Origin of the sequence: Streptomyces synnematoformans (assembly GCF_039531005.1) — a bacterium.
Lineage (GTDB): Bacteria > Actinomycetota > Actinomycetes > Streptomycetales > Streptomycetaceae > Streptomyces > Streptomyces synnematoformans.
In genome coordinates this window covers 1-18,039 of record NZ_BAAAPF010000029.1, presented here as the reverse complement: position 1 = coordinate 18,039, position 18,039 = coordinate 1, and the positions used below count along the sequence as shown (strand labels likewise).

At 73.2% G+C, this 18,039-nt stretch carries 15 protein-coding genes and 1 tRNA gene; 7 read left to right on the top strand and 9 right to left on the bottom strand.

Annotated elements, in window-relative coordinates; all coding sequences use genetic code 11:
* Window positions 1-154: 154 nt before the first annotated feature.
* Window positions 155-2,317 (top strand): tetratricopeptide repeat protein, encoded by a 2,163-nt coding sequence (locus ABD317_RS08130; RefSeq protein WP_344289107.1) that lies wholly within the window; start codon window positions 155-157, stop codon window positions 2,315-2,317.
* Here the strand turns inward: ABD317_RS08130 and ABD317_RS08125 are convergent.
* Window positions 2,307-3,572, bottom strand: a complete 1,266-nt coding sequence (locus tag ABD317_RS08125; protein ID WP_344289106.1) for a hypothetical protein — start codon at window positions 3,570-3,572, stop codon at window positions 2,307-2,309. The two genes, ABD317_RS08130 and ABD317_RS08125, sit on opposite strands and share 11 nt — an antisense overlap.
* A gap of 604 nt (window positions 3,573-4,176) precedes the next feature.
* On the opposite strand from ABD317_RS08125, the gene ABD317_RS08120 reads away from it, so the two are divergent.
* The gene (locus ABD317_RS08120) at window positions 4,177-4,746 is read left to right on the top strand and encodes a toll/interleukin-1 receptor domain-containing protein (protein WP_344289105.1); all 570 of its coding nucleotides are present in this window, start codon (window positions 4,177-4,179) and stop codon (window positions 4,744-4,746) included.
* Here ABD317_RS08120 and ABD317_RS08115 read toward each other — a convergent pair.
* From ABD317_RS08115 to ABD317_RS08105, 3 genes are all read right to left on the bottom strand, one after another.
* Window positions 4,732-6,678, bottom strand: coding sequence for an SPFH domain-containing protein (locus tag ABD317_RS08115; RefSeq protein ID WP_344289104.1), 1,947 nt, complete (start codon window positions 6,676-6,678; stop codon window positions 4,732-4,734). The two genes, ABD317_RS08120 and ABD317_RS08115, sit on opposite strands and share 15 nt — an antisense overlap.
* A complete protein-coding gene (locus ABD317_RS08110; RefSeq protein ID WP_344289103.1) occupies window positions 6,675-8,129 on the bottom strand; it encodes a TIR domain-containing protein in 1,455 nt (484 codons plus the stop codon). The genes ABD317_RS08115 and ABD317_RS08110 overlap by 4 nt, the downstream gene beginning before the upstream one ends.
* A 94-nt stretch (window positions 8,130-8,223) precedes the next feature.
* Window positions 8,224-9,120 carry an SDR family oxidoreductase gene (locus ABD317_RS08105; RefSeq protein ID WP_344289102.1) on the bottom strand — a complete coding sequence of 299 codons (897 nt, stop codon included), beginning with the start codon at window positions 9,118-9,120 and terminating at the stop codon, window positions 8,224-8,226.
* A gap of 79 nt (window positions 9,121-9,199) precedes the next feature.
* On the opposite strand from ABD317_RS08105, the gene ABD317_RS08100 reads away from it, so the two are divergent.
* Entirely contained in the window at window positions 9,200-9,796 is a 597-nt protein-coding gene (locus tag ABD317_RS08100) for a TetR family transcriptional regulator (RefSeq protein WP_344289101.1), read from the top strand.
* A 146-nt stretch (window positions 9,797-9,942) separates the two neighbouring features.
* Here ABD317_RS08100 and ABD317_RS08095 read toward each other — a convergent pair.
* Together ABD317_RS08095 and ABD317_RS08090 are read right to left on the bottom strand one after the other, a co-directional pair.
* Window positions 9,943-10,016 (bottom strand) — tRNA-Pro (locus ABD317_RS08095).
* A gap of 12 nt (window positions 10,017-10,028) precedes the next feature.
* Complete coding sequence (locus ABD317_RS08090) at window positions 10,029-11,000, bottom strand: metallophosphoesterase (protein WP_344289099.1); 972 nt, start codon at window positions 10,998-11,000, stop codon at window positions 10,029-10,031.
* A gap of 96 nt (window positions 11,001-11,096) precedes the next feature.
* Between ABD317_RS08090 and ABD317_RS08085 the strand changes: the two genes are divergently transcribed.
* Window positions 11,097-11,564 carry a GatB/YqeY domain-containing protein gene (locus ABD317_RS08085; protein ID WP_344289098.1) on the top strand — a complete coding sequence of 156 codons (468 nt, stop codon included), beginning with the start codon at window positions 11,097-11,099 and terminating at the stop codon, window positions 11,562-11,564.
* Window positions 11,565-11,724: 160 nt separating this feature from the next.
* Here the strand turns inward: ABD317_RS08085 and ABD317_RS08080 are convergent, their stop codons facing one another.
* Window positions 11,725-14,025: a transglycosylase domain-containing protein gene (locus tag ABD317_RS08080; protein WP_344289097.1), complete on the bottom strand. Its 2,301-nt coding sequence runs from the start codon at window positions 14,023-14,025 to the stop codon at window positions 11,725-11,727.
* A gap of 385 nt (window positions 14,026-14,410) precedes the next feature.
* Here ABD317_RS08080 and ABD317_RS08075 point away from each other — a divergent pair, with 385 nt between their 5' ends.
* Window positions 14,411-14,767, top strand: coding sequence for a WhiB family transcriptional regulator (locus ABD317_RS08075; protein WP_027753002.1), 357 nt, complete (start codon window positions 14,411-14,413; stop codon window positions 14,765-14,767).
* Between the two features lie 151 nt (window positions 14,768-14,918).
* Here the strand turns inward: ABD317_RS08075 and bagB are convergent, their stop codons facing one another.
* A complete protein-coding gene (gene bagB / locus ABD317_RS08070) occupies window positions 14,919-16,085 on the bottom strand; it encodes an ATPase BagB (protein WP_344289096.1) in 1,167 nt (388 codons plus the stop codon).
* Window positions 16,082-17,065 carry an ATPase BagA gene (gene bagA / locus ABD317_RS08065; protein WP_344289094.1) on the bottom strand — a complete coding sequence of 328 codons (984 nt, stop codon included), beginning with the start codon at window positions 17,063-17,065 and terminating at the stop codon, window positions 16,082-16,084. Before bagA ends, bagB begins: the two co-directional genes overlap by 4 nt.
* Window positions 17,066-17,159: 94 nt before the next feature.
* Here bagA and sp36 point away from each other — a divergent pair, with 94 nt between their 5' ends.
* Together sp36 and ABD317_RS08055 are read left to right on the top strand one after the other, a co-directional pair.
* Entirely contained in the window at window positions 17,160-17,315 is a 156-nt protein-coding gene (gene sp36 / locus ABD317_RS08060) for a Sp36 family protein (RefSeq protein ID WP_106963055.1), read from the top strand.
* Complete coding sequence (locus ABD317_RS08055; protein WP_344289093.1) at window positions 17,315-17,785, top strand: RidA family protein; 471 nt, start codon at window positions 17,315-17,317, stop codon at window positions 17,783-17,785. Before sp36 ends, ABD317_RS08055 begins: the two co-directional genes overlap by 1 nt.
* The last annotated feature ends 254 nt before the right edge of the window (window positions 17,786-18,039 follow it).

Below are 18,039 nucleotides of genomic sequence, written 5' to 3'. Positions count from 1 at the left end.
TATTTTCCGTATCGCTGCCTATGTCAACCCCCGGGCGGTAGTACCTTCCCTGCTCTGCCGTCACCGTAGCCTCAGCCTCCGATGTCATTCTCCCGCGTTACTCTTCGGAGTCGTACCAACGCGCTACGGTGCAGTGGCAGGGGAGGGGTGTGTGATGACGGATCCGGTGTCGTTCGCCGCGATCTCCGGGGCGGCGCTCGGCGCGGTCGGCATGGGGATGGCCAACGAGGCGGGCCGGTCGGCGTGGGAGACGGCGGGGGCGTTGGTTCGCCGGATCACCGGGCGCGCGGTGCCGGCCCCGCGGCGGGCCGCCGAGCTGGAGCACGTGGCCGCGCTGCTGCGGGAGGGCGCCGAGCGCGATCCCGAACTCGCCCGCATGTGGGAGCGGTTCGCCGCGACGCTCCCGGCCGGCGCCCGCCCCGCCGGGACGCCGCGGCTGCCCGCCGCCTCGCGGCACTTCACCGACCGCCGAGCGGCGTTACGGCTGCTGGACCGCGAGGCGGACCGCAGGTTCGACGGCCGTCCGCGGGTGGCTCTGCTCTACGGGCCGGAGGGTATCGGCACGTCGGCCACCGCCCTGTACTTCGGCGGCAGACGCGCCGAGGACTTCCCCGACGGGCAGGTGCACGTCGACCTGCACGGCTGGTCGTCGCAGAGCGCCCTCACCCCCGCCGCGCTGGCCGGCCGCGTCCTGCGCGAACTGGGCCTGCCGGAAGGGGACATCCCGCACGCGGTGGACGACCGCACGGCCCGGTGGCGGCGGCTCGTCGCCGACCTGCGGCTGCTGGTCGTCCTCGACCACGCCTACTCCGCCGCTCAGGTACGGCCGCTGCTGACCTCCGCGCCCGGGGTGCTCACGCTCGTCACGGCCCGTCATCCGCTGCCGGGGCTGGACGCCGTGCCCGTGGCGCTGGGGCCGCTGGCGTCGCGGGACGCGCGGCGGCTGCTCACGCACTTCGCCGGCCCCGAGGCCGTGGCCGCGGCGCCGGAGGCGGCGAAGGACCTGCTGGGGCGCTGCGCCGGCTCGCCGTACGCGCTGCGTACGGCCGCGCCGCTGCTGTCCGCGCCGCTGCGGTCCGCGCACGCCGCCCCCGGACCCGGCGCCCCGGGCGCCGAGCCCGTCACCGCCCTGACCGAGTCCGCCTACCGCGCGCTCGACGCGGACGCCGCCCGGCTGTACCGGCTGCTGGCCCTACGGGACTGGCCCCACGTCGACGCCGGGACCGCCGCCTGGGCGACGCGGCCGGACGGGGACCCGGACGCGGATCCGGCACCCGCCGCGGCGCTGCTCGGCGTGCTCACCGACCGCGGCCTGCTGGAACCCGCCGGCCCCGACCGCTCCGACCGCTACCGGTTCCGCCCCGCGGTGCGCCGCCATGCCGAGCTGCTGGCCCGGCAGGAGGACGGCCCGCGGGCGTGCGCGGAGTCGGTCGCCCGGGTCGTACGGGGCTACGCGGACCTCGCGGAACGCGCCGCGCACCGGGCGCTGCCGCAGAGTTGGCGCGTACCGGCGCCGGCCGCACCCGGCCCGTACGCGGACCCCGCCGAGGCCCTCGGCACCCTGGTGCGGGAAACGGCGAACCTCGCCGAGGCCGTGCAGGCCGCCGTGGACGCCGGGGACCGTGCCGCGGCCGTGCGCCTGGCGCGCTCCCTCTGGCCGCTGCAGCTCAAGGCCGGTCGGCACGCCGAGGCCGTCCCCGCGCTCCGCGCGGCCCTCCGCCTCACCGCGACGGCCTACGACCCGGGCGCCGCCCCCGCCCTCCGCGACCGCGCGGCGCTGCGCTTCCAGCTGGCCATGAGCCTGACGGAGCTGGGCGAACACGAGGAGGCCGAAGCCGGCTTCCGGGCCGCGGCCGAGGACGAGCGGACGGCGGGCCACATACGCGGACACGCCTCGGTGGTCGAGGCGCTGGGCCTGCTGCGGCTGCGGCAGTGGGCGGGACGGGAGGCGCTCGCCTTCTTCGATGAGGCGGACGCGCTGTACGGGACCATCGCCCCCGGCGACGACGGACACGCCGATCTGCCCCGTGCCCGGCCGCTGGTCGTGCGCCACCGGGGCCGTGCGCTGCGCGTCGAGGGCCGGTTCGAGGAGGCGATCGCCCTGCTGGACACCGCCGTGGCGGCGTTCCAGGACATCGGGGACGACTACAACCGCGCCCGCGCCCTGACCGACCTCGCCGAAGCCCACGAGCTGGCCGGCGCGCCCGCCGCAGCCCTGCCGCTGATCGACGAGGCGATAGCGCTGCTGGAGGCGCAGACGGCCGCGTACCCGCTGGCCTACGCCCGCTCCGTACGGGCGCGCTGCGTCACCCCGTGAGCCGGGTGACGGCCACGCGGTGTTCGCTCGTGCCCGTACGGACCGTCAGGCCGTGCCCGGCGAGGGCGTCCGCGGTCCGCCCCGCCGCCACCCAGGCGTGCACGGCGGAGGCGTACGCCGCGGGGTCGGCGTCGGCGGCCCCCGGGGCGGCGGTGAGCGCGAGCGCGTCGCCGCCGCGGGTGCGGACGGTGCAGTCGCCGGGGCCGGTGACGTACGCGGCGAGGGCGCAGTGCGCGTACCGCCGCAGGGTCTCCGCGCACCAGGCGGCGGGCGAGCCGAAGCGGGGGTCGTCGGGTGCGCCGTGGCGGAGGATCACGTCGGCGAGGTCGAGGCGGCCGGGGTCGCGGGTGTCCTCGGGTACGGCGGTGTGCACGGCGCCGTCGCCGGCGGGCTCGTACGCGGGGTCGGCCCAGCGCCGCAGCACGACGGCCCCGTCGCGCAGCCGGGTGAGCACCCGCATCGGCGCGCTGCGGGCGACCGGTTCGTACGCGGGCAGCGGCAGCGGTTCGAGCAGCGCCGGCCGGTCCGGCTCGGGCAGCCCCAGGAACTCGTAGAACAGCGTGCGCAGCCGCCCCGCCGACTCGCCCGGCAGCGACGTGGTGAACCGTGCAGGGCCGGGCTGCGGGCGGTGACCGGCCAGCAGCGTGTCGAGCTGCGCGGGCAGCGGCGCGAACGGGTCCAGCCGGGGCGACTCGGCGAGGAAGCCGGCCAGCGGGGCCCGCGGGTCGACATGTTCGACCGGTGCCGCCGCCAGCGCCACCGGCACGCCGAGGGCCGCGGCGTAGTACGTGACGGCCCCGTGGTCGCCGATGACCGCGTCCGCCGCGACGAGCGCCTGCCGCCACGCGCCCAGCGGGTCGACGAGCGCCAGCCCGCCGCGCCGCGCCCCGTCGAGCCACGCGCGCACCTGCCCGGGGCCGTGCCCCTGCCAGATGTTGGGGTGCAGGACGGCCGCCACCCGGTACTCGTCGGCCGGCAACTCGCCCGTCAGCCGCGGCAGCAGCGCCGTCAGCACGTCGCCCGCCCCGCCGTCGCCGAACAGCCCCTCCGGGTTCCACGTGGCGGACACCACGACGAGCCGCTGCCCGCGGCGCACCCCCAGCGCCCGCCGGAACCGGTGCCGGTGCCCGCGGGCGGCGAGCATCCGGTCGAAACACGGATCCCCGGCGAGCACGGCGGTCCCCGCCGCCTCGGGGCACGACTCCCGCAGGCGTTCCACCTGCTCGGGGTGCGACAGCACCAACGCGTCGGCCACGGGCCGCCCGTCCGCGTCGAGCAGCCACTCGGGGGTCAGCCCGAAGACGGGTGCCCGGCGTCCGGCGTCCGGCGACCGGCGACCGGCGACCGGCGACCGGCGACCTGAGCCTCTTAGTGTATCCCACCCCATGGGACAAAACGGCCAATCTGCTCCGCAAGGCGCTTATTTGACCACCCAGGCTTGCGGAGACGGCCAGGTCCGCGGGCGTACGAACCGCCTGCTCCCAGGGCAGCACCGGCACCCCCACCGCCCCCAGCAGCTCGCCGACCCCGCCCTGGAACGGCGAGGACCCCGTGCACGTCGCGAGCATCTGCACCCGCAGGTCGTCGTCGAACAGCGGCTTCACGTCCAGCAGCCGGGTGGCGGACGTGACGTTGTGCACGACGAACAGCACGCGCCGGCACCGCCCCCGGGAGGCCCACCGCCGGGCCCCGTCCCCCACCGGAACCCGTAGCCACTCCTGCCGCGCCTCCGCCATCCAACCCCCCCCACAGCCCTGCAGCCCCACGGCCCCCGCAGCCCCGCGGCTCCGTCCCCCGACGTGACCCGCCACCCTAAACGGTGCCGTGCGGCACCGGCAGACGGCGGCTAGCCTGCTGGGATGGGCATGGCGGAGTTCGTCCTCACCGCGGTGGGCACCCTGGCCGGTGTCGTCGGCACGTACTTCGCCTACGTCTCCGTACGCGGCCGCTCCGCCCGCCGCCGCCCGCCGCCCCCCGCCCGAGCCGGCGCCCACGACCGGGAGCCGGCCCCCGCGGGCGGCTCCGCGGCGTACGACGTCTACGTGTCCCACGGCCCCGCCGACGCCGACTGGGCGCGCACCTTCGCCGGCCGGCTGCGCGCGAGCGGGCTGCGCGTGGCCGACGACGAGGTGGTGTGCGCGCCCGGCGGAGTACGGGTGCACGCCGTCGAGCAGGTCATCCGCGACTCCGCCCACGGGCTGCTGGTCTTCAGCCCGCACTCGACGGACGACGGGTGGGTGCTCCAGGAGTACGCCGCCCTGATGGAACGCTCGATCGAATCTGGCAGGTTGTTCATCCCCGTTCTGGTCGGTGACGTCGTCCTGCCCGAATTCGCGCGCACGCGGTTCAGCGCGGATTTCCGCGACGTGGACGACGACACCTACGGGCGCAGACTGGAGCAGACGGTCCGGGCGTTACGAAACGCCTGACCCGCCGTCCCCCTCGGCGTCACCGACGTCCCACTCGTCCGCGACCCCCAGGGATTCGATGCCGGCCCCGATGCCTTTCGCGGGCTCGGCGCCCTTCGCTAGCTTCCCCTTTCCGGCGTGCCGCTGGGCGCTCTCGACCAGTGCGAGGGCGCGTTGCAGCGGAAGATGGCGCAGCACCTCGTCCGCGTTTCCGCTCACGAATTCCGGCACGCCCATCTCCTTGAGCTGACGCAGGAAGATCTCCATGGCGATGGTGTCCCGACCGAGCACCTCGATCTTCCGCTCCAGCACCACCGTCTCCAGTTCCAGATCCGCCCGCTCGCCGCGCCGTTCGCGGTCGCGGATGCGTTCCCGGATGACCGAGTTCTCCTCCTCCGCCTCCAGTTCGCGGGTTTCCATCTGCTTGTCGGCGAGCCGCCGCCGGGCCTTGTCGAGTTCGGGGTCGGAGGACTCGAACTCACCCAGCGTCGTTCCCCGCGCCTCGATTCCCCAGGCGGCGAGCGCGTTGCGTACCTGGGAGGAGACATCCGTCCGCGTACTCGCGTACATGCTGAGGAACTCCTCGACCGTGGAGGCCGAGGCGATGGCGTTGAAATACGTCTCGACCAGTCCGCCCAGCACCCGTTCCACGAACCGCTGCACCGGAAGCGGGTCGTCCACCAGGCCGCCCAGGCGCGAGGTGTGGGCCCCGCCGAACCGGCTGACCAGCGCGGGAGCGGCCGGCTCCGGGATCTCCAGGGTCTGCGAGATGTCGACCTGGAGCCGGTGCCCCTGGACGTTCACCATGATGGGCTTCAGGGCGGCGTCGTAGTTGCTCGACGAGCGCTCCTTCTTCGTCCACTCGATCACGAGCGTGCGCGTGGGAATGAGCACGACGCGCACGAACCAGGGGTTCAGGGCGTAGACGGAACCCTCGCCCAGGGTCTCCTCCTGCACGCCCCGCTGCCCGCCTCTCGCGAGGAACTCCCAGGGCAGCCGGAAACTGCTGTGGCCCGGGATGACCGGCCCGATGGGCCGCTCGTCCTTCCTGGCCTCCGCCCCGTCCAGGGTGACCACCACGCCGGTCTCGCCGATCCGAATGGCGATCTCCTTCAGATGATCCACGGTGAGCCCGTCCTCCCGCGCTTTCCCCACGGTGGCGGTGCTGATCACCTCGAAGAGGTCCGGGTTGATGTTGTAGTACGACCCGCCGGTGAGGATGGCCAGTTGCCTGCCCTGTTCGCCGCCGCCGCGGAGAAAGGCCTCGCCGTCCTGGAAGTTGTCGCACTCCACGTGCCGGCCGAACGGCCGGTCCGGCGGCCGTACCTTCCCATCCTTCGCGATGACGAGAGCCACGGTCCCCGGCTCCACATAGGTACGGGGCGCCAACTCGACCTCGAAAAGCTCCGTGTTGATGTAGTACGCGGAGTCACCCGGGAGAACGGCGATCTGCCTGCCCTGCTCGCCGCCCTCGCGGAGGAAGGTCTCGCCGTCCTGGAAGCAGTCGCACTCCACCCGCCGGCCCAGCGTCCGCCCCGCGGGCCGCCTGGCGCCCTCGCGCGCCGTCACGAGCCCGACCTTGTCCGCCGGCACGTACGTCCGCGGCACCAGCCTCACCCGGTACAGCAGGGGAGGAAGCCAGTAGGCACGTCCCGGGACCAGCACGCGCGCCTGTACGCCGCGGCCGTCCCGGTGCGGCGTGACGTTCTTGAACCGCCGCTCCGGGTCGCCGCGGCCGAAGCGGCGCGTGACGATGCCCACCTTGCCCGCGGGCACCACATGCACGCCGAAGCTGATCCCCGGGCCCCCGGTGCGCGGGGGCCGGGACGGCGCCGGAGCATCCGACCGGGACTTGGGGACGGAGTCGGCTCGCCGCTGGAGCCGTTCCAGGGCGAAGAGGCCGAGGAAGAGCACGACCACGATGAGAAGTCCTACGAGTAATACGCTAATCATGCTGCTCCGCCCTCCGTTCGCAACCGTAGGTGCACGGCAAGCACGGTTTCGGTCCACTGGTCGTACCAGTCCGGGTAGCGTTCGTTCTGCGGGTTACGAAGCGTGGGAAAGAACCCGGGAGGCCGGTCCGTACCGGTGAACGCACGGTATTCCGAGACGGCGTCCTCCACCGAACCACGCCAGCCGTACGCCACGGAGAGTGCCAGGAAATCGCGGTGACGCGCACTCGCGGGACGTGCCCTTTCCCGCTGCGCCCGAAACCCGTACCTGCCGCCCGAGGACTCCGCCCAGGCGGCGTCCACCTCGCGCAGCAGCCCGGCGGGCAGCCGGCGCCCGTCGCCGCGCCGCAGCCAGCCGCTCTCCAACCGGTCGACGGCCCGCAGCAGCAGGGCGGTGGTGAGCACGTCGGCGTGCTCCCACTCCCCCTCGGCCAGCAGCGCACCGAGCCGCACCCCGGCGGGGGCGCCGGGCAGGAGGCCGGCCGCCGGAGCCGGCGCGGCGGTCCGGACGGCAGCCGGCACGGGAGACACAGCAGCAGACACGCCGGTCCGCCCCGCCCGCGCCACCGGCTGGTCCGGCGCGGGGGACGGCGCGCCGGCGTCCTGGAGTCGGCGTAGCAGGTCGAGTTCGACGTACCCGGGCAGCGAGCCCGTACGGGCGTCGAAATGCCACGTACTCCCCAGCAGAAAGTGCCGGTCGCCCCGGACCAGAATGGGAAAGAAGGGGCGGCTGTGCCGCTGCCCCTCCAGGATTTCCCGGGTGACGTCCTCGGAGCCCTCCGCCTCCGGAGACATCAGAACGATGATGCCCAGCGCGTGCCGGATCTGCGTGCGAATCGTCCTCAGCACGTCGTCGCCCCACGCCAGATGGCCGATGGACCACACGGGAAGGCCCGCCCGCGAAAGCGTGCTCAGCAGCCGGCGCGCGTAGTCCCTCTCCTGACGCGCGTAGCAGACCACGAAGGAGGGCTCCGCCGGCGGGTCGGGCGAACGGGCGGGCAGGTCACGGAGATCCAGCGCCTCCGACTCGCCGTTCCCGGTGGGCTCTTCGCCGAGGATCACCCGGGCCAGCTCGCTCACCTTGCCGTGGAAAGCCGCCCCGGTGACGTCCCGGAAGTCGACCCATAAGCGGGTGGCCGCGAACGGCAGTTCGCCGATGTCGACGTCGCTGTGGAGTACGGGGATGAGCCGCAGGCCGCGCCGCGTCGAGGCGTCCAGCAGCGCCGCGTACTCCTGCAGCACCCAGGGCTTGCGCATGGACACCGGGCTGAGCACCTGGATTCCGTGCGTGGAGCAGCGGATGGCCGCTTCCAGCTGATGGACGACGACATCGCCGGGCAGCAGGCTGCATTCGTCGAAAAAGACCCGCACCCCGTTGCGCCGGAGCCCCGCCGCCAGTTCCCCGGTCCACGCGCGGTCCTCCGCCGCGTAGGAGATGAAGACGTCCGCCACGCGGTTCCCCTTCGCCGAGACGCGCCATCGCTCCGTATCCCCAGCATACGGGCGGAACACGCATGACCGGCGACACCACGAGGGACCGGCCGGTTCACCCGCCCCCGGGGGTGAAGTAGTGGCCCTTGTCCAGGTCTTCCAGGAGGCTGGGGCCGCCGGGGTGCCAGCCGAGCAGTTCGCGGGTCAGCGCACCGGAGGCCGGCTGGTCGGCGGAGAGGACCGTGCCCAGGAAGCCGAAGTCCTCGGCCGGGCGGGAGGCCGTGGGCAGGCCGAGGTGACGACCGATGACCTCGGCGATGTCGCGGATCGGCACCCCCTCGTCGCCGACCGCGTGCAACATCGACCCTGCCGGTGCCTGCTCCACGGCGAGCCGGAACAGCCGGCCGGCGTCCGCCACATGCACGGCGGGCCAGCGGTTGGAGCCGTCGCCGACATAGCCTGCCGCCCCGTACTCCCGGGCGTGGGCGACCAGCCAGGAGACGAAGCCCCGGTCTCCTTCGCCGTGCACGGTCCGGGGCAGTCCCACGACGGACGAGCGGATGCCACGCGACGCCAGGTCGAGAGCCGCCCGGGCGTTCGCGGCCCGGCCAGCCATGGGGGAGTCGGGCGGGAACTCGGGACGGTCGTGCTCGGTCGCCACCTCACCCGGGATCGCGGGCGTACCAGCGGCGACGACCAGTGGCTTGCCGGAGCCCTCCAGCGCCGCACCGAAGGCCCCGATGGCGCGCGCATCGGTCTGCACCGAGGCGTCGAACCGGGAGAAGTCGTGGCCGAATGCCAGGTGGACGATCCCGTCGCACTCGGCCGCGCCGGCGCGCAGGGTGTCCAGGTCGTCGAGTCCGCCCCGGAGGACCTCCGCCCCCCGGGCGGCGACGGCCTCGGCCGAGGAGTCGGATCGGGCGAGCCCGAGGACCTGGTGCCCGGCGCCCAGGAGTTCAGGAACGACGGCTGAGCCGACCCAGCCGGACGCGCCGGTGACGAATACCCTCATGGAAACCTCCGTGATGTCAGTAACTGTCATCAGTGTAGCAGGACGATGACAGGGACTGTCATCACGTAGGATCAACCCCATGGGTAGGTGGGAGCCGAACGCACGAGGACGGCTGGCAGAGGCGGCCCTGAAGCTCTACGCGGAGCAGGGTTTCGACAGGACCACGGTCACCGAGATCGCCGAGGTGGCGGGGCTGACCGAGCGGACCTTCTTCCGGCACTTCGCAGACAAACGCGAGGTGCTGTTCTACGGAACCGAGACGGCGCTGACCATGCTCACCCGGACCATTGCGGAGGCACCGGCCTCGGCGTCCCCGATCGACGCGGTGGGGGCAGCACTGGAGTCCTTCGGGGCCTTCTTCCAGGAGGACCCGGAGCGCGTCCGGCGGCGGGACGCGCTCGTCTCCGCCAGTACCGAACTGCGCGAACGCGAGCTGGTCAAGCTGGATGCCTTCGCCTCGGCGATGGCCGGCGCGTTGCGCGAACGCGGCACGCCGGAGCCGGCCGCCGGCCTGGCTGCCGAGGCAGGTATCGCGGCCTTCAAGGTCGCCTACGCCCACTGGGTCACCGCCGAGCCAGGCAAGACGGACAGGACAGGCGAGCAGCAACTGCCGCGGCTCGTGCGCAAGGCGCTGACGGAACTGCAGGAGATCCTCGCGGACCGCGCGCCGGTGTAGCAGCGGCTTCTCAGGTACTGACCCCGGTCATCACCAGGCTGGGATGTTTGTCGACGGGCCCGAGTAGTGATCCGCGCACGCTTCCAGGAACTACTCAGGGGCCCGATCCATCAAACGGATCAAGCCCCTGACCTGGTGCTTTGCTGTCGGGGTGGCGGGATTTGAACCCACGACCTCTTCGTCCCGAACGAAGCGCGCTGCCAAGCTGCGCCACACCCCGTGACTGCGAGCACTACTGTAGCCCACCCGGGCGGGTCGGGTGAAATTCGTTTCCGGGGGTGGGGGTCAGGGTGAGGAGCGTGGCTTCCGGGGGGCAGGCGAAGCGGAAGGGGGTGTAGCGGTTGGCGCCGCAGCCGGCGGAGACGTGGAGGGCGGCGCGGTGGGGGCCGGCGGTGTGGGTGGAGAGGCCGCGGACGCGGTCGGTGTCCAGGTCGCAGTTGGTCACCAGGGCGCCGTAGAAGGGGATGCGGAGCTGGCCGCCGTGGGTGTGGCCGGCGAGGATCAGGGGGTAGCCGTCGGCCGTGAAGGCGTCCAGGACGCGGAGGTACGGGGCGTGGACCAGGGCGAGGGAGAAGTCCGCGTCCGGGTCGGGGCCGCCGGCGACCGCGGTGTAGCGGTCGTGCTTGATGTGCGGGTCGTCCAGGCCGGTCAGGCCCAGCACCGCGCCGCTGTCCAGCTTGAGCCGGCCGCGGCTGTTGTCCAGGCCCGCCCAGCCCGCGGCGTCGAAGGCGTCGCGGATGCTCTCCCACGGGTTGCGGGGCACATTGTGGCGGAGGCGGTCGCGGCCGTTGAGGCCGTGGATGCCGCGGGCCTTCTCGATGAGGTAGCGGCCGGGGTTTCGGAACGTCGGGGCATAGTAGTCGTTCGAGCCGAAGACGTACGTCCCCGGGAACTCCATCAGCGGGCCCAGCGCGTCGAGCAGCTCCGGCACCGCGTCGGGGTCCGAGAGGTTGTCCCCCGTGTTCACCACCAGGTCCGGCCGCAGTCCCGCGAGCGACTGCAGCCAGCGCCGCTTCGCCCCCTGGCCCGAGACCATGTGGATGTCCGAGATCTGCAGGACGCGCAGCGGGTGCATGCCCTCCGGCAGTACGGGGACGGTGATACGGCGGACCCGGAAGGCGCGGGGCTCGATCACCGCCGCGTAGGCGACGCCGCCGGCCGAGAGGGCGGCCAGACCGAGGGGCACTCCGTATCGCGCGCGCATCCCTCTATCGTCGCAGAGCGGCGCGGGGCCGGCGTCTTCCGGGGCCGCCTCCCGCGCTGTCGGCCGGCGGTCGGTGCGGCGTGGGAGACTCCGACCATGACCACGCTCAAGTCGAAGCTGCAGGACGACCTCACGGCGGCCATCAAGGGCCGCGACGAGCTGCGCGCCGCCACCCTCCGTATGACGCTCACCGCGATCACGAAGGAGGAGGTCGCGGGCGCAGAGGCCCGTGAGCTCTCCGACGACGAGGTGCAGAAGGTGATCACCCGCGAGGCCAAGAAGCGGCGCGAGGCCGCGGACGCCTTCGAGCAGGCCGGGCGGGCGGAGTCGGCGGAGCGGGAGCGGGCCGAGGGCGAGGTGCTCGCGGCCTACCTGCCGCAGCAGCTCGGCGACGAGGAGCTGGCCGCGCTGGTCGCTGAGGCCGTCGCCGAGGCGAAGGCGGGCGGGGCCGAGGGCCCGCGGGCCATGGGCGCGGTGATGAAGATCGTGAACCCCCGGGTCGCCGGGCGGGCCGAGGGCGGGCGCGTGGCCGCCGCCGTCAAGCGGGCCCTCGCGGAGGGCTGACGCGGGGGGGACACGGGGACGGTCCCGGCTGGTCCGGGCGTTGCGGCCCGCCCGCGGCCTTGCTGGGCGGCTTCCGGTGTCTCGCGTACGGGCCGCGGCCCCCGGCGGCGGACGCCTATGGTCCCTGGGCCCGTAGCCGGCTGGCCCCGGGCCCCCCGCCTCACCCGGCGTCCGGCCAGCCTCCCGGGCCGCTGTTGCCGTTCCCGCCGTCCGTCCAGCCGCCGTCCAGGCCGCCGTCCGCCGTGCCGCCGTCCAGCGAGCCGCCGCCGTTGCCACCGCCGCTGTTCCCGCCGCCGCCACCGCCGTTGCCGCCGCCGCCGAGGAGGCCGCCCAGCGGGTTGCTCGGCTTGTCGTCCTCGTCGTCGTCCTCGTCCTCGTCGTCGTCCTTCTTCGGGCGGTCCGCCGCCACCGGGACCTTGAACAGCGCCGGCGACGTCTTGCCGGCCAGGGCGCCGTCCATCGCGTCGCGCCAGATCGGGCCGGGGACCGCGCCGCCGAAGACGCGGGCGTGGTACGTGGGGCCGATCTGGATGTTCTCCATGGAGACGTCGTCCGTGGGCCCGCCGACCCACACGGCGCCGGCGAGGTCCGAGGTGTAGCCCACGAACCAGGCGGCCTTCCGCTCGTCCGTCGTACCGGTCTTGCCCGCGTTGTCCCGCCCCGTCAGGCCCGCCTGCTGGCCGGTGCCGTCCTCGACGACGCCCGACAGCAGGGTGTTGATCGTGCCGGCCGTCTTCTGGGACATGACGCGCTTGCACTGCGACTTCGGCACCGGGAGCTTCCGGCCCTTGGCGTCCTTCATGGACTCGATGGCGATCGGGCTGCAGTACTCGCCGCGGTTGGCGAAGGTCGCGTAGGCGTTGGCCATCGCCAGCGGTGCGATGGTCTGGCCGCCGAGGGTGAGCGAGGGGGACTCCTCCAGCTCCCCGCCGTCGCCGCGGTGGACGCCCATGCTCTGCGCCAGCTCCTTGACCGGGCAGATGCCGATGTCGGAGATGAGGGAGACGAAGTAGGTGTTGATGGACTTGGCGGTCGCCTCGCGCATGCTGTACGGGCCGACCTCCTCCTCCGTCTCGTTCTCGACGTCGGAGCCCTCGGTGTTCACCCAGTTCTTGCCGTCCTCGCACGTCTCCACCGGGCTGGGGTACGGCATCTCGTTCGGCGACGGGTACACCTTCGTGTTCGGCACGCCCTTCTCCAGCGCCGCCGCGGCCGTGAGCGGCTTGAAGGTGGAGCCGACCTGGAAGCCGTAGTTGGACCCGTTCATGGACTTCTCCACGGACAGGTTGATCATCGTCTCGTTCTTGCCCGAGCCGTACGGCCGGGACTGCCCCATCGCGCGGATCTTGCCGCTGCCGGGCTCCACGACGGTCACGGCGGTGGCGACGGTGTCGTCCTGGTAGACGTGGCTCTTGATCGACTCGTTGGCGGACTCCTGCGCCGTCGGGTCGAGCGTGGTGCGGATGGTCAGGCCGCCGCGGTTCCAGCGCTTGACGCGCTGCTTCCGCGTCTCGCCGAAGCCCTTGTCCTTGAGCAGCACTTCGCGTACGTAGTCGCAGAAGAACCCGGCGCCGCTGACGGCGGTGATGCAGCCGCTGCGCGGCTGGCTGACCTTGAGGCCCAGCGGCTTGTCCATGGCCTTGGCGGCCTCGGCGCGCGTGACGTAGTCGTTGCTGACCATGCGCCGCAGGACCGTGTTGCGGCGCTTCTTGGCGGCCTCCGGGTCGGTGATCGGGTCGTACCGGCTCGGGAGCTGCACGAGGCCGGCGAGCATCGCGGACTCGGCGAGGTCCAGCTTGTCGGCGGACTTGCTGAAGTAGCGCTCGGCGGCGGCCTCGATGCCGTACGCCTGCTGGCCGAAGAAGGCGATGTTCAGATAGTTCTCCAGGATCTCGTCCTTGGTCAGCTCCTTCTCGACCTGTATCGCGTACTTCAGCTCCTGGATCTTGCGCCCGACCGTCTGCCGGGTGGCCGCGGCGACCTTCTCGGCGTCGTTGCCGGCCTCCTCGACGAAGACGTTCTTCACGTACTGCTGGGTGAGGGTGGAGGCGCCCTCGGAGACCGTGCCGGACTGCGCGTTGCTGCTGAGCGCGCGCAGGATGCCCTGGAGGTCGACGGCCCCGTGCTCGTAGAACCGCTCGTCCTCGATCGCGACGATCGCCTGTCGCATCACCGGTGCGATGTCGTCGAACTCGACGACCGTGCGGTTGCGCGAGTAGACGTCGGCGAGGTGGCCGCCCTCGCGGTCGAGGATGGTGGTCTTCTGGCTGAGCGGCGGGGTCTTGAGGTCCGCGGGGATGTCGTCGAACTCGGAGACCGTGCCCTTGGCCGTCAGGCCCAGCAGGCCGGTGGCGGGCAGCGCGAGGCCCGCGAGAACGGTGCCGGCGAGGACGCTGACGCCGAGGAACTTCGCGGCTTGCTGCGTGGCGGTGAGGCCGCCGCCCGGGCGCTTGTAGGCCATGGGGCCACCCTAACTTCTGATTCCCCGGACAGCCGCCCGTCTGTTCGCTTACTCTGTTTTCGGCCATCACGACAGGCCACGGTTCATCTCGCTCGCTGGTTCACTCCTGTGGGTGATGAGGCTTGACCGAATTGACGACATGTGACGGTCGAGGCCCGTGTGCAGGTCGGCGTCTTGCCCGTTTTGGCGGGATTTTCCTTGGCCGGGAGCGCTCACTCCGGTGGGTGACCTGCCGCGCACGCATAGTCCGTTCGGGCCATTCAACTTTGGGCCTGACGGGGGTGTTGCGTTGCCGCACTCCTTCCGTAACGTCCTCAACTGGCAACGGTGCATATGCCCTTTGCCGCCGTGGGGGAGCCTCAATTCGGGAGAGGACGGCACCAGCATGAGCTGGGTTACCGACTGGAGCGCACAGGCAGCCTGCCGCACTGCCGATCCGGACGAGCTGTTCGTGCAGGGCGCGGCGCAGAACAGAGCAAAGGCGGTCTGCACCGGATGCCCGGTGCGCACCGAGTGCCTCGCCGACGCGCTCGACAACCGCGTCGAGTTCGGCGTATGGGGTGGCATGACGGAGCGCGAGCGGCGGGCCCTGCTGCGCCGCCGGCCGACGGTCACGTCGTGGCGCAGACTGCTGGAGACGGCGCGCGAGGAGTACGAGCGCGCGGGGACGCCGCTGCACGAGGGCGCCCTGCACGAGGACGCCCTGCGCGCGGCGGAGGAACTGCCGGTCGCCGCAGGCTGAGCCGGGGGCTCCGGGGCCTGCCCCGCCTGAGCCCGCCCTGCCGCCTGCCGTGAGCCTGCCCCCGAGCCCGTCCTGTGCCCGCCGCCACGGGCCGAACGCCCCCGCGTGCTGCGCGCCACGGCTCTGCCCCCGCCGTGTGCGCACGGGCCCCCTACGCGCCCGGAGCCTCCTGCGACGCCAGCAGCTCGGCCACGTCCCGCAGCCCCGCGAGGTCGTGCACATCCCCCGGCAGCGCCGTGACCTGTGCCACGGGCACCTCCGGGTGCAGGGCCGCGAAGCGGTCCCGGGTACGGCGCTCGTGCGCGAGGACCTGCATCCGCTCCGCGTGCAGCCGCAGCAGCGCCGCCGCGTCCCCGGCGCCGGCGCCCGCGTCGTCCACGCCCCACTCGTCCAGCGCCTCCGCCGCCGCCAGCGCGCGCTCCGCGCTCAGCTGCGCCGCGTCGCTCTCGTGCACCCGGTTGAGCACCAGCCCGGCCAGGGGCATCCGGTCCGCTTCCAGCCGTTCGACGAAGTAGGCCGCTTCCCGCAGCGCGTCCCGCTCCGGCGTCGCCACCACCAGGAAGGCCGTGCCCGGCGCCTGCAGCAGCCGGTACGTCGCCTCCGCGCGCGTACGGAAGCCGCCGAAGAGCGTGTCCATCGCCGCGACGAACGTCTGCACGTCGCGCAGCAGGGACGAGCCCAGCAGCTTGCCGAGCGTGCCGGTCATCATCGACATCCCGACGTTGAGGAACTTCATCCCCGCCCGGCCGCCCGCCTTCGCCGGCGCGGTCAGCATCCGGATGAAGCGCCCGTCGAGGAACGACCCCAGCCGCTTCGGCGCGTCCAGGAAGTCCAGCGCGGACCGGCTCGGCGGGGTGTCCACGACGATCAGGTCCCAGGAGTCCCGGGCCCGCAGCTGGCCCAGCTTCTCCATCGCCATGTACTCCTGCGTGCCGGCGAAGCCGGCCGACAGCGACTGGTAGAACGGGTTCTCCAGGATGGCGCGGGCCCGGTCGGCGTCCGCGTGCGCTTCGACGATCTCGTCGAAGGTGCGCTTCATGTCGAGCATCATCGCGTACAGCTCGCCGGACCCCTTGATGCCCGCGACCCGCCGCGGGCTGTTGTCCAGGGCGTCGATGCCCATGGACTGCGCCAGCCGCTTCGCCGGGTCGATGGTGAGCACGACGACGCGGCGGCCGCGCTCCGCGGCCCGTACGCCGAGGGCCGCGGCCGTCGTCGTCTTGCCGACGCCGCCGGCGCCGCAGCAGACCACGATGCGGGTCTGCGGGTCGTCGAGGAGCGCGTCGGCGTCGAGCCGGGGCGCGGTGTCGAGGCTCATAGGGGCCACTGCTTTCCCAGCTCGCCGGACAGCCGGTAGAGGCCGGCCAGATCCACTCCGTCGGTGAGCAGCGGCAGCTCGTACTGCGGCAGCTCCAGCCGCGCCAGCGCCGCCCGCTGCGTACGTTCCAGCGCCAGCCGCTCCGTGTGCTCGTGCGCCTGCCGCAGCAGCGGCGTGACCAGCCGCTCCGCCCGCGCGCCCCGGCTCGCGCCGCCGAGCCCGGCGGCGGACAGCGCGGCGGCGAGGGCGGCGGGGTCGGCTTCGGCGCGTGCCAGCTCGGCGTCGTCCATGAGGGCCGGCCGCACCATGTTGACCACGGCGGCGCCGACCGGCAGCCCGGCCTCGCGCAGCTCGGCGACGCCGTCGACGGTCTCCTGCACGGGCATGTCCTCAAGGACGGTGACGAGGTGCACGGCGGTACGGGCCGAGGTCAGCACCCGCATCACCGACCGGGCGTGGTTGTGGATGGGCCCCGCCTTGGCCAGCCCGGCGACCTCGGCGTTGACGCCCAGGAAGCGGGTGATGCGGCCGGTCGGCGGGGCGTCCATGACGACCGCGTCGTACGCGTGCCGCCCGTGCTTGTCCTGCCGGCGGGCCGCCTCGCACGCCTTGCCGGTGAGCAGCACGTCGCGCAGGCCGGGGGCGATGGTGGTGACGAAGTCGATGGCGCCGAGGCGGCGGAGGGCGCGGCCGGCGCTGCCCATCCGGTAGAACATCTGGAGGTAGTCTAGGAGGGCCTGTTCGGCGTCGATGGCGAGCGCGTACACGTCGCCGCCGCCCGGCGCCGAGGCGATCCGCCGCTCGCCGTACGGCAGCGGCTCGGTCTCGAAGAGCTGGGCGATGCCCTGCCGCCCCTCCACCTCGACGAGCAGCGTGCGCCGGCCGTCGGCGGCCAGGGCCAACGCCAGGGCGGCGGCGACGGTCGTCTTGCCGGTCCCGCCCTTGCCCGTCACCACGTGCAGCCTTTGGAGCCCGCTCATGCCCGCGAGCCTAATTCCTCGGCGCGCGACTCAGCAGACCGCCTCCGCCGACCGCCCCAAGCGGGGGCCAGCCGCGGCGGGCTACAGTCTGGCCATGACGAAGTGGGAATACGCGACCGTGCCGCTGCTCGTACACGCCACCAAGCAGATCCTGGACCAGTGGGGCGAGGACGGCTGGGAGCTGGTGCAGGTCGTGCCGGGGCCGAACACCGAGCAGCTGGTGGCCTACCTGAAGCGGGAAAAGAGCTGATGGCGGGGCGGGTCGAGGCCAGGCTCGCGGAGCTGGGGCTGACCCTCCCCGAGGTCGCGCGGCCGCTGGCGTCGTACGTGCCCGCCGTGCTCAGCGGGCGGTACGTGTACACCGCCGGGCAGCTCCCGGTGGTCGACGGGGCGCTGCCGGTCACCGGGAAGGTCGGCGCGGAGGTCACGCCGGAGGCGGCCGGGGAACTGGCGGCGCGGTGTGCGCTGAACGGGCTGGCGGCGATCAAGTCGGTCGCCGGGGACCTGGACCGGGTCGTGCGGATGGTGAAGGTCGTCGGCTTCGTCGCGTCGGCGCCGGGCTTCACGGCGCAGCCGGGTGTGGTCAACGGGGCCAGCGAGCTGCTCGGCGAGGTGCTGGGCGAGGCGGGCGTGCATGCGCGCAGCGCGGTGGGGGTGACGGTGCTGCCGCTGGACGCGCCGGTGGAGATCGAGTTCCAGGCGGAGCTGGGCGGCGCGTAGCGAGCGGGCCGCCTGTCGCCTGTCGCCTGTCGCCTGTCGCCTGTCGCCTGCCGTCGGCCGCCTGCCGCCTGCCGTCGGCGGAGCCGGAGTTGTCCACATGGCGGGGGTTGTCCACAGGCCGTGGTCGCCCACTCGAACATGGCGGCGGCAGCACGTAGGCTCCCGGTCATGTCCGAAACGAACGCCGCGAACGCCGCGGGCGGGAGCGCCGACGCTGCCGCCCGCAGCGCCGCGGCCGGCGAGAACGGGCGGTG

Excerpts from the sequence above, each read along its gene's own strand:
- ABD317_RS08120 (WP_344289105.1), top strand. The coding sequence starts at position 4,177 with ATGGGCATGGCGGAGTTCGTCCTCACCGCGGTGGGCACCCTGGCCGGT.
- ABD317_RS08055 (WP_344289093.1), top strand. The coding sequence starts at position 17,315 with ATGGCGGGGCGGGTCGAGGCCAGGCTCGCGGAGCTGGGGCTGACCCTC.
- ABD317_RS08090 (WP_344289099.1), bottom strand. The coding sequence starts at position 11,000 with ATGCGCGCGCGATACGGAGTGCCCCTCGGTCTGGCCGCCCTCTCGGCC.
- ABD317_RS08105 (WP_344289102.1), bottom strand. The coding sequence starts at position 9,120 with ATGAGGGTATTCGTCACCGGCGCGTCCGGCTGGGTCGGCTCAGCCGTC.
- sp36 (WP_106963055.1), top strand. The coding sequence starts at position 17,160 with ATGACGAAGTGGGAATACGCGACCGTGCCGCTGCTCGTACACGCCACC.
- ABD317_RS08080 (WP_344289097.1), bottom strand. The coding sequence starts at position 14,025 with ATGGCCTACAAGCGCCCGGGCGGCGGCCTCACCGCCACGCAGCAAGCC.
- bagA (WP_344289094.1), bottom strand. The coding sequence starts at position 17,065 with ATGAGCGGGCTCCAAAGGCTGCACGTGGTGACGGGCAAGGGCGGGACC.
- ABD317_RS08130 (WP_344289107.1), top strand. The coding sequence starts at position 155 with ATGACGGATCCGGTGTCGTTCGCCGCGATCTCCGGGGCGGCGCTCGGC.
- bagB (WP_344289096.1), bottom strand. The coding sequence starts at position 16,085 with ATGAGCCTCGACACCGCGCCCCGGCTCGACGCCGACGCGCTCCTCGAC.
- ABD317_RS08115 (WP_344289104.1), bottom strand. The coding sequence starts at position 6,678 with ATGATTAGCGTATTACTCGTAGGACTTCTCATCGTGGTCGTGCTCTTC.
- ABD317_RS08085 (WP_344289098.1), top strand. The coding sequence starts at position 11,097 with ATGACCACGCTCAAGTCGAAGCTGCAGGACGACCTCACGGCGGCCATC.
- ABD317_RS08100 (WP_344289101.1), top strand. The coding sequence starts at position 9,200 with ATGGGTAGGTGGGAGCCGAACGCACGAGGACGGCTGGCAGAGGCGGCC.
- ABD317_RS08075 (WP_027753002.1), top strand. The coding sequence starts at position 14,411 with ATGAGCTGGGTTACCGACTGGAGCGCACAGGCAGCCTGCCGCACTGCC.